This window comes from Agrobacterium sp. DKPNP3 (assembly GCF_052686535.1).
In genome coordinates, this window is record NZ_JBQYSN010000130.1 from 1 (window position 1) to 10,163 (window position 10,163).

9 protein-coding genes are annotated in these 10,163 nt (G+C 60.3%); all 9 read left to right on the forward strand.

Features of this window, described 5'->3' with window-relative positions; translation table 11 throughout:
• A partial coding sequence (locus ACUTJJ_RS23190; RefSeq protein WP_445543560.1) for an FCD domain-containing protein occupies positions 1 to 344 on the forward strand: 344 nt, incomplete at its 5' end.
• Positions 345 to 444: 100 nt separating this feature from the next.
• On the forward strand, positions 445 to 1,032 hold the full coding sequence (locus ACUTJJ_RS23195; protein WP_063950510.1) for an ANTAR domain-containing response regulator: 588 nt from the start codon (positions 445 to 447) through the stop codon (positions 1,030 to 1,032).
• A gap of 36 nt (positions 1,033 to 1,068) precedes the next feature.
• Positions 1,069 to 2,352, forward strand: a complete 1,284-nt coding sequence (locus ACUTJJ_RS23200) for a CmpA/NrtA family ABC transporter substrate-binding protein (protein ID WP_445543561.1) — start codon at positions 1,069 to 1,071, stop codon at positions 2,350 to 2,352.
• Between the two features lie 379 nt (positions 2,353 to 2,731).
• A complete protein-coding gene (locus ACUTJJ_RS23205) occupies positions 2,732 to 4,024 on the forward strand; it encodes a CmpA/NrtA family ABC transporter substrate-binding protein (RefSeq protein WP_445543562.1) in 1,293 nt (430 codons plus the stop codon).
• A 113-nt stretch (positions 4,025 to 4,137) separates the two neighbouring features.
• A complete protein-coding gene (gene ntrB / locus ACUTJJ_RS23210; protein WP_445543563.1) occupies positions 4,138 to 5,031 on the forward strand; it encodes a nitrate ABC transporter permease in 894 nt (297 codons plus the stop codon).
• 13 nt (positions 5,032 to 5,044) lie between these two features.
• The gene (locus tag ACUTJJ_RS23215; protein ID WP_445543564.1) at positions 5,045 to 5,842 is read left to right on the forward strand and encodes an ABC transporter ATP-binding protein; all 798 of its coding nucleotides are present in this window, start codon (positions 5,045 to 5,047) and stop codon (positions 5,840 to 5,842) included.
• 5 nt (positions 5,843 to 5,847) lie between these two features.
• Positions 5,848 to 8,295, forward strand: a complete 2,448-nt coding sequence (gene nirB / locus ACUTJJ_RS23220; RefSeq protein ID WP_445543565.1) for a nitrite reductase large subunit NirB — start codon at positions 5,848 to 5,850, stop codon at positions 8,293 to 8,295.
• Between the two features lie 5 nt (positions 8,296 to 8,300).
• Positions 8,301 to 8,636 (forward strand): nitrite reductase small subunit NirD, encoded by a 336-nt coding sequence (nirD, locus tag ACUTJJ_RS23225; RefSeq protein ID WP_404494944.1) that lies wholly within the window; start codon positions 8,301 to 8,303, stop codon positions 8,634 to 8,636.
• A 238-nt stretch (positions 8,637 to 8,874) separates the two neighbouring features.
• Positions 8,875 to 10,163: molybdopterin-dependent oxidoreductase (locus ACUTJJ_RS23230; RefSeq protein WP_445543566.1), on the forward strand; the 1,289-nt coding region annotated here is incomplete at its 3' end.

Below are 10,163 nucleotides of genomic sequence, written 5' to 3' on the forward strand. Positions count from 1 at the left end.
TGCGCGCAGCGGTCGAGGACGCCAAAATCAAGCGCGAGGCCGCCGATTGGCTGGGCGTGGGCAGCGCCAACATGAAATTTCACGCTGCGGTGGTCGATCTCCTCGACAGTGCCCGGATCAGCGACTTTTACGAGCGTATCGCTGCGGAACTGAGGCTGTGTTTCGGCCTCCTGAAAGATCCCGAACAGCTTCATTCTCCCTTTGTCGACATGAACAGCAAAATCCTGTCGCTGATGGAGGAAGGCAAGGCGAAAGAGGCGGGCGACGAGATGGATATCTATCTCAATCTTTCCGAGCGCACGGTACTGAAGGCGCTCGAACGCGCCGTCGAACACGCCTCTTGAGGTGCGGGCGGCAGGTTTAGAAACGTTCCTTGCCGTACCGTCCCACTTTTGCAGATCGAGACGATTGCCAAGTTTGCTGCGCTGCGTCATCAATGCTGCCATGACGCTTCGCGACCTCACCATTCTTGTCATTGACGAAAACGCGATCCGCGCCTCCATCATCGAGGAGGGGCTACGCGAAGCTGGATATCAGCGCGTCACCGTCATCCATGAGGTGAACGGGGTCGCTCGCACCATCGAGACGCTGCAGCCCGATGTCATCTTCATTGATCTTGAAAATCCCAACCGTGATATGATGGAGCATCTTTTCCAGCTGACCCGCACGGTAAGCCGCCCCATCGCCATGTTTGTCGATCGTTCCGATACGGCCTCCATCGAGGCGGCCGTCGAGGCCGGGGTGTCGGCATATGTGGTCGACGGGCTGAAGAAGGAGCGGGTCAAGCCCATTCTCGATATGGCCGTCAGCCGATTCAATGCCTTCAGCCGCCTGCAGCGGGAACTTGCCGATGCAAAATCGGCGCTGGAGGAACGCAAGGTCGTGGAGCGGGCGAAGGGCATATTGATGAAGATGCGCGGCCTTTCCGAGGAACAGGCTTTTGCGCTTCTGCGGCAGACGGCGATGAACGAAAAAAAGAAGATTTCCGAGATCGCGCAAAGCGTGGTCACCGCGGCGGGTCTGTTGATGTGACGAACCTGCCGGCCGGACAATCAAGGAGTGCGTGAAATGGCGGCACCGGAATCAAATGGCGGCGAAACGCAAGCCCCTGGTTCACCGGCAATGGTCGGCAGCGACCGGCAAAAAATCCTGCGTGCAGGTTTTATTCCTCTTGTCGATGCGTCCGTTCTCATTGCTGCGGCTGAATTCGGTTTCGCCGAACGCGAGGGCCTGACGCTCGATCTCGTCAAGGATGTTTCCTGGGCGAATGTGCGCGACCGGCTGGCGTTTCGGCAATTCGATATCGCCCATATGCTGTCGCCGATGCCCGTCGCCTCCATGCTCGGGCTCGGCTCCAATCCGTCGCCGACAATCACGCCCTTTTCACTCGGACGTGGCGGAAATGCGATCACGCTTTCGACCCGGCTGTTTGCACGGATGAAGGCTTTGACCGGGCTTTCCGAAACGGCGGGAGCGCTCGAAAATGCCGAGGCGTTGAAGCGGGTGCTCGATGATATGCGCGCGCGCGGCGAACCGCCGCCGACGCTTGGCATGACCTATCCGTTTTCATCGCATAATTACGAGTTTCGCTACTGGCTTGCGGCTGGCGGCATCCATCCCGATCATGATGTGAAGCTTGTGGTGGTGCCGCCGCCCATGACCTCGGATGCGCTGGCGGCGGGCGCCATCGATGGCTTCTGTGTCGGTGCGCCATGGAACATTGTCGCTGCCGAGCGTGGTGTCGGCCGGATCGTGGCTGCCAAGCAGGATTTGTGGCCCTCCGCTCCCGAAAAAGTCATCGCCATGCGGCCGGAATGGGCGGAAAGCCAGCCGGAAACGGTGGGGAGGCTATTGACGGCGCTCGATGCCGCCGCAAGCTGGTGTGATAGCGCAGATAATCACGACGCGCTGAGTGGTGCGCTCGCCGATCCGCGTTATATCGGCGCGCCGCAAAGCATTATTCGCCGCGTGCTAGCGGGCGAATTCAGCATCGACAGCCAGGGCAACCGTCGGGTTATCGATAAATATTTTACCTTCCATGGCGACCACGCCAATTATCCGCGCCAAAGCCAGGCCCTGTGGATTTACAGCCAGATGGTCCGCTGGGGGCAGGCGGAATTGTCTGAGGCCGGTGTCAACGCCGCTCTCTCTGCCTATCGACCGGATATTTATCGGGCGGCTTTAGGTGACGGGAAAGCGCCTGACGATGCTGACATCCGCATCGAGGGGCAGGACGAGGGAGACCGTTTCGTGGATGGCGTCGTGTTCGATCCTGCCGATATAGCCAGTTATGTGAACAGCTTTGCCGTGCGCACATTTGCACCCGTTTCCGCCACTCCGGGCGAGGCATGATCGGCCTTTTGCCGTTCCATCTGCGCAAATTTCAAGCGCGCATCCCTCGAATTTGCACAAAGGAAAGACAAGAATGTCCCTGATTAAAATTTAATCATGCGGTTGATTTCGATAAATTGACATATATTTTCAATTATTTAGATTTCATTCTGTAAACTGGCACGCCGCTTGCTTCCCATTGTTTGCACCGGTCAACGGCGATCGGAGCAAGCAGGGCGCGGCATAGGCGCTTTCAAAGACATAGACGTCGCAAGGTTTTGCTGCCCGGAACACCTCCCGTTCCGAAGGCGCAAACACCGAGCGGCGTTTTTTTGTTTTCAGGTTTTTTCGCAAGCGAAAGCGTCACCCGCAGAGGTGGCCCAATAAGGGGAACATGCGAATGAAAAAGATATTCTCCGGCGATGTAAGTCGCCGCACGATACTAAAGGCGACAGCCACCGCCGCCCTTGTCAGCGCCGTGCGCGTGGCCTTTCCGTCCGGTGCTTTCGCAGCCACCGCTGAGCCCGAAGTGAAAGGCGCGAAAATCGGCTTTATCGCGCTCACTGATGCCGCCCCGCTGATCATTGCGGCGGAAAAGGGCCTGTTCGCCAAACACGGCATCCCGGATGTCGAGGTTCTAAAGCAGGCTTCCTGGGGTGCGACGCGCGACAATCTGGTGCTCGGCGGCGCTTCGAACGGCATCGACGGCGCGCATATCCTGACGCCGATGCCCTACCTGATGCATACCGGCAAGGTGACGCAGAACAATGTGCCGGTGCCGATGACGATCCTCGCGCGCCTCAATCTTGATAGCCAGGGCATCTCCGTCGCGAGGGAATATGCCGAGACCGGCGTTCAGCTGGATGCCTCCAAGCTGAAGGCGGTTTTCGAGAAGAAGAAGGCCGAAGGCAAGGAAATCAAGGCGGCCATGACCTTCCCCGGCGGCACCCATGATCTCTGGATCCGCTATTGGCTCGCCGCCGGCGGCATCGATCCGGACACGGATGTCTCCACCATCGTCGTTCCGCCGCCGCAGATGGTCGCCAACATGAAGGTCGGCAATATGGACGTCTTCTGCGTGGGCGAGCCGTGGAACGAGCAGCTCGTCAATCAGGGCATCGGTTTCACGGCCTGTACGACAGGCGAACTGTGGAAGGGCCATCCGGAAAAGGCGCTCGGCATGCGCGCCGACTGGGTGGAAAAGAACCCCAACGCCGCCAAGGCCTTGCTGATGGCGGTCATGGAAGCTCAAGCATGGTGCGACGAGATGGCCAACAAGGAGGAGATGTCCGCCATCCTCGGCAAACGCCAATGGTTCAACGTGCCGCCGAAGGACGTCCTCGGCCGCCTCAAGGGCAATATCAATTACGGCAACGGCCGGGTGCTCGAAAATACCGGCCTTCAAATGAAGTTCTGGCAGGACCATGCCTCCTATCCGTTCCACAGCCATGACAGCTGGTTCATCGCCGAAAACATCCGCTGGGGCAAATTCGCCCCCGACACGGACGTGAAGGCACTGGTTGAGCAGGTGAACCGCGAGGACATCTGGCGCGCGGCGGCGAAGGATCTCGGCGTAACCGATCTTCCCGCCTCCACCTCGCGCGGCAAGGAAACCTTCTTCGACGGCAAGGTCTTCGACCCGGAAAATCCGTCTGCCTATCTCGAAAGCCTTTCCATCAAGGCGGCCTCCTGAGGAGGAGACCGGGCATCGCCCTTCATCCGCCAGTGCCCGCCTTTCGGCGGCCGAGACTGAAGACCGGATGAAGGGCGAGCCCAGACCGCAACCGAAATCAAGAGGAAACGCCCATGTCCGCATTGGCCCGAAAATTCAACGAAGAGCCGCAGCAGCCGGCAGTACGCAAGGCAAACGTCGTGGCGCTCGCGCCGAAGCAGTTGCCGCGCATCGATCTGCGCAACTGGGGTGCGATCGCGGCCCGCAACATCCTCCCACCCTTCGTCGTCCTCGCCATTCTGCTCGGGGTCTGGCAATTGCTCTGTTCCGCCCCCGGCGCCTCCCTGCCGCCGCCGAGCCAGGTCTTCGAGGAGAGCTACGATCTCATCGTCTCGCCGTTTTTCCAGAATGGTTCGCAGGATATCGGCCTTGGCCTGCGTGTCCTCGTCTCGCTCGAGCGGGTGGCTTACGGTTTCGGCCTTGCCGCTATCGCGGGCATCATCCTCGGGGCTGTGATCGGCCAGTCGGTCTGGGCGATGCGCGGTCTCGACCCGATCTTCCAGGTGCTGCGCACCGTGCCGCCGCTCGCCTGGCTGCCGCTGTCGCTGGCCGCATTTCAGGACAGCAATCCGTCGGCGATCTTCGTGATCTTCATCACCTCCGTCTGGCCGGTCATCATCAATACGGCGGTCGGCGTGCGCAACATTCCGCAGGATTACCGCAACGTGGCGCAGGTGCTGCGGCTCAACCAGCTGGAATTCTTCTTCAAGATCATGCTGCCTTCGGCGGCACCCTACATCTTCACCGGCCTGCGCATCGGTGTCGGCCTTTCGTGGCTGGCGATCGTCGCGGCGGAAATGCTAACCGGCGGTGTCGGCATCGGTTTCTTCATCTGGGATGCGTGGAATTCCTCGCGTCTGCCCGACATCATCGTGGCGCTCGCCTATATCGGCGTCGTCGGCTTCATGCTCGACAAGTTGGTGGCGGCGCTCGCCAAGGTCATCACCCGCGGCGCTGCGGCGAATTGAGAGGGCGACGATTATGAACGCTTATCTGAAGCTCGATCACATCGACAAATATTTCGACAAGGGCGGCTCGCGCGCCGAGGTGCTGAAAGGTATCAACCTCACCATCGAAAAAGGCGAATTCGTTTCGGTCATCGGCCACTCCGGCTGCGGCAAATCCACGATGCTCAACCTCATCGCCGGGCTGACGAAGGTTTCGGCCGGTGCCGTTCTGCTCGAAAACCGTGAGGTCAACGAGCCGGGGCCGGAGCGCGCCGTGGTGTTTCAGAACCACAGCCTGCTGCCGTGGCTTTCGGTCTATGAAAACGTCAATCTCGCCGTAGACAAGGTGTTCAGCAGGACAAAAACACGTGCCGAACGCCATGACTGGGTCATGCGTAATCTCGATCTCGTGCAGATGGCACATGCCAGGGACAAGAAACCCTCGGAAATTTCCGGCGGCATGAAGCAGCGCGTCGGCATCGCCCGGGCGCTCGCCATGGAACCGAAGATCCTGCTGCTGGACGAGCCTTTCGGGGCGCTCGACGCGCTGACCCGCGCCCATCTTCAGGACGCCGTGATGGAAATCCACGCCCGGCTCGGCAACACCATGGTCATGGTCACCCATGATGTCGATGAGGCGGTGCTGCTTTCCGATCGCATCGTGATGATGACCAACGGTCCCGCCGCCCATATCGGCGAGGTGCTGGACGTGCCGCTCGCCCGCCCGCGCGACCGCATCGAGCTTGCATCCGACAAGACCTACCTCAAATGCCGCGAGGCCGTGCTGAAGTTCCTTTACGAACGTCACCGCTTCGTCGAAGCCGCGGAGTAACAATCATGACGCAAAAACTCGTCATCATCGGTAATGGCATGGCGCCGGGACGCATGCTGGAGAAACTGTTCGAAACCGCTCCCGGCCTTTACGACGTCACCATTTTCAACGCCGAGCCGCGCGTCAATTACGACCGTATCATGCTCTCGCCGGTCCTCTCGGGCGAAAAGAGCTACGAGGACATCGTCATCCATGATGACGGCTGGTATGCGGCCAATAACGTCACCCTGCACAAGGGTGCCAAAGTGACGGGCATCGACCGCGACAAGAAGACCGTCAGCAGCGAAAACGGCATCACGGTTTCCTACGACAGACTGGTGATCGCCACCGGTTCCCTGCCCTTCATCATCCCCGTCCCCGGCCATCAGCTTCCGGGCGTGCTCGCCTACCGAGATCTCGACGATGTGACGAAGATGCTCGAAATCGCCAAGGGAAAAGGCCGTGCCATCGTCATCGGTGCCGGCCTTCTCGGGCTGGAAGCCGCCTATGGTCTCAAGCGCCAGGGCATGGATGTGACTGTCATTCATCTGATGCCGACGATCATGGAGCGCCAGCTCGATCCGGCAGCGGCCTATCTGTTGGAAAGGGCGCTCACCGAGCGCGGCATCGACATCATCACCAAGGCCAACACCAAATGCATTCTCGGTGAGGAAAAGGTCGAAGGCATCGAGCTGGAGGACGGCCGGATCATCAAGGGCGACATGGTCGTGATGGCGGTCGGCATTCGCCCGGCTTCCAGTCTTGCCAAGGACGCTGGTCTCGCCGTCAATCGCGGCATCGTCGTCGATGACGGCATGATGACCTCGGACGCTTCGATCTACGCGCTCGGCGAATGCGCCGAGCATCGCGGCATGTGCTACGGGCTGGTTGCACCGCTTTACGAATCGGCACGGGTACTGGCCGACCGTCTCTGCGGCGGCTCGGCCGAATACCACGGCTCCGTCACCAACACGAAATTGAAGGTCACCGGCATCAACCTGTTTTCCGCCGGCGATTTCGCCGAAGGCGACGACCGCGAGGAAATCGTGCTGCGCGATGCCACCGCCGGTGTCTATAAGCGCCTGATCCTCAAGGAAAACCGCATCATCGGCGCGGTGCTTTACGGCGAGACGGCGGACGGCTCGTGGTTCTTCGATCTGATGAAGAAATCGACCGATATTTCCGCCATGCGCGAAACCCTTATTTTCGGTCAGGCCTATCAGGGAGGGTCGCCGCTGGACCCTATGGCGGCCGTTGCAGCCTTGCCGGATGATGCGGAAATCTGCGGCTGCAACGGCGTCTGCAAGGGCAAGATCACCTCGGCAATCACGTCCAAGGGGCTGACGTCGCTCGACGATGTGCGCGCCCACACCAAGGCGTCCGCCTCCTGCGGCAATTGCACCGGTCTTGTCGAGCAGCTGATGACGATAACGCTCGGCGACGGCTACAATCCCGCTGCCGTGCAGCCTATGTGCAAATGTACCGATCTCGGCCATGACGATGTGCGCCTGCTTATCAAGGCCAAGGGCCTGAAGACCATTCCCGCCGTCATGCAGGAATTGGAATGGAAGACCTCCTGCGGCTGCGCCAAGTGCCGGCCGGCGCTCAATTATTATCTCGTCTGCGATTTTCCGGACGAATATGCCGATGATTACCAGTCGCGCTACATCAATGAGCGCGTTCACGCCAATATCCAGAAGGACGGCACCTATTCCGTGGTGCCGCGCATGTGGGGCGGCGTCACCTCCTCCTCCGAGCTTCGGGCGATTGCCGATGTGGTCGACAAGTTCGATATTGCGATGGTGAAGGTGACGGGCGGCCAGCGTATCGACCTTCTCGGCATCGAGAAGGAGGATCTGCCCGCCGTCTGGGCCGATCTCGGCAAGGCCGGCTTCATTTCCGGTCAGGCCTACGCCAAGGGCTTGCGCACGGTAAAAACCTGTGTCGGTCAGCAGTGGTGCCGTTTCGGCACGCAGGATTCGACCGGGCTCGGCATCCGCATCGAAAAATTCATGTGGGGCTCGTGGACGCCCGCCAAGCTGAAGCTCGCCGTTTCCGGCTGTCCGCGCAACTGCGCGGAGGCCACCTGCAAGGATATCGGCGTCATCTGCGTCGATTCCGGTTTCGAGATCCATTTCGCCGGCGCCGCCGGTCTCGATATCAAGGGCACGGAAGTGCTCGGTCTCGTCCACACCGAGGACGAGGCGCTGGAGCATATCGTGGCGCTGACGCAGATGTATCGCGAACAGGCCCGCTATCTCGAGCGCATCTACAAATGGGCCAAGCGGATCGGTTACGACGAAATCCGCCGCCAGATCATGGACGATGCGGAAAAGCGCAAGGCCTATTTCGACCGCTTCGTCTTCAGCCAGCAATTCGCGCAGGTCGATCCCTGGTCGGAACGCGTATCCGGCCACGACAAGCACGAATTCACGTCCATGGCGGCGATCGGTTTCAGCGAGGCGGCGGAGTGAGAACGATGGACAGTAACTGGATCGATATTGGCGATATCTCCGACATTCCCCTGCGCGGCGCGCGCTGCGTGAAGACGCCGATGGGCAAGATCGCCGTGTTCCGCACGGCGGAAGATCAGGTCTTCGCGATTGAGGACCATTGCCCGCATAAGGGCGGGCCGCTCTCCCAGGGCATCGTGCATGGGGCTTCGGTGACGTGTCCCCTGCACAATTGGGTCATTTCGCTGGAGACCGGCAAGGCGCTGGGGGCTGATGAGGGCGAGGTAAGGACGATTCCGATACGCAATCTCGACGGAAGGCTTTCGATAGCGCTCGAAACTTTGATGATAGCGGCGGAGTGAATGGCGATGGCAGTGAGTTTACCCCCTTCTGTCCTGCCGGGCATCTCCTCCTCAAGGGGGGAGATCGACAAGCGGCAGACTTTCCGCTTCATCTCTACGGTCGGCGACCTAAACTGTGAAACGAAGTCCGTGCCGCAAGTGATCTCCCCCCTTGAGGGGAAGATGTCCGGCAGGACAGAGGGGGGTAAGCGCCACATACCGAGGCGGGGTAAACAGCACTTACTGAGAGGGCAAACCCATGCCCGTTGAAACCAAAACCACCTGTCCCTATTGCGGCGTCGGCTGCGGCGTCATCGCCACCGTCAATGATTCCGGCGTCGTTTCCATCAAAGGCGATCCGGACCACCCCGCCAATGTCGGAAGGCTTTGCTCCAAGGGTTCGGCTCTCGCCGAAACCATCGATCTCGACGGCCGCCTTCTTCATCCTGAAATTCACGGAAAACCGGCCGCATGGGAAGAGGCGCTCGATTTCATCGCTTCCCGCTTTTCTCAAGCCATCGCCGAGCATGGCCCGGATTCGGTCGGCTTTTACGTCTCCGGCCAATTGCTGACGGAAGATTATTACCTGGCGAACAAGCTGATGAAGGGTTTCATAGGCTCGGCCAATATCGACACCAATTCAAGGCTTTGCATGTCGTCCTCCGTCGCCGGCCACCGCCGCGCTTTTGGGGCCGATACGGTGCCGGGCACCTATGAGGATATGGAGCTTGCCGATCTGGTGATCCTCACCGGCTCCAACCTCGCCTGGTGCCACCCGGTTCTCTATCAGCGGCTTTCGGCCGCCAAGGCGGCGCGGCCGAAAATGAAGGTCGTCGTCATCGATCCGCGCCGGACGATGAGCGCCGATATTGCCGATATGCACCTTGCCATCCGCCCCGATGGAGATGTCGCGCTGTTTACCGGCCTGCTGGCGCATCTTTCCGGCAGTTCGGCCATCGATCGCGCTTATGTGCAAAACCATACAGTCGGCTTCGACGCCGCCATGCAGGCCGCACGCGCGCATAGTCCGACGGAAATCGCGGCGGCCACCGGCCTGACCATCGCCGAACTGATATCCTTTTACGAAGTGTTCGAACGCACGGAAAAAACCGTCACCTGCTACAGCCAGGGCGTCAACCAGTCTGAAAGCGGCACCGACAAGGTCAACGCTATCATCAATTGCCACCTTGCCACCGGCCGCATCGGCAGGCCGGGCATGGGTCCCTTTTCGCTGACCGGCCAGCCGAACGCCATGGGTGGGCGCGAAGTCGGCGGGCTGGCCAACATGCTGGCCGCCCATATGGCTATCGAAAATGCCGAGGATCGCGACCGCGTGCGACGCTTCTGGGCCTCGCCCGCCATTGCGGAAAAACCCGGACTGAAGGCGGTGGACATGTTCAGGGCCGTGGCCGACGGTCGCATAAAGGCGCTGTGGATCATGGCCACCAATCCGGTGGTTTCCATGCCGGATGCCGGCGCCGTCGAGGCGGCCATCAAGGCCTGTCCTTTCGTCGTGGTGTCCGATGTCATGGCGAGTACCGATACGGC

Coding starts and splice junctions, on each gene's coding strand:
- ACUTJJ_RS23195 (WP_063950510.1), top strand. CDS start 445: ATGACGCTTCGCGACCTCACCATTCTTGTCATTGACGAAAACGCGATC.
- ACUTJJ_RS23200 (WP_445543561.1), top strand. CDS start 1,069: ATGGCGGCACCGGAATCAAATGGCGGCGAAACGCAAGCCCCTGGTTCA.
- ACUTJJ_RS23205 (WP_445543562.1), top strand. CDS start 2,732: ATGAAAAAGATATTCTCCGGCGATGTAAGTCGCCGCACGATACTAAAG.
- ntrB (WP_445543563.1), top strand. CDS start 4,138: ATGTCCGCATTGGCCCGAAAATTCAACGAAGAGCCGCAGCAGCCGGCA.
- ACUTJJ_RS23215 (WP_445543564.1), top strand. CDS start 5,045: ATGAACGCTTATCTGAAGCTCGATCACATCGACAAATATTTCGACAAG.
- nirB (WP_445543565.1), top strand. CDS start 5,848: ATGACGCAAAAACTCGTCATCATCGGTAATGGCATGGCGCCGGGACGC.
- nirD (WP_404494944.1), top strand. CDS start 8,301: ATGGACAGTAACTGGATCGATATTGGCGATATCTCCGACATTCCCCTG.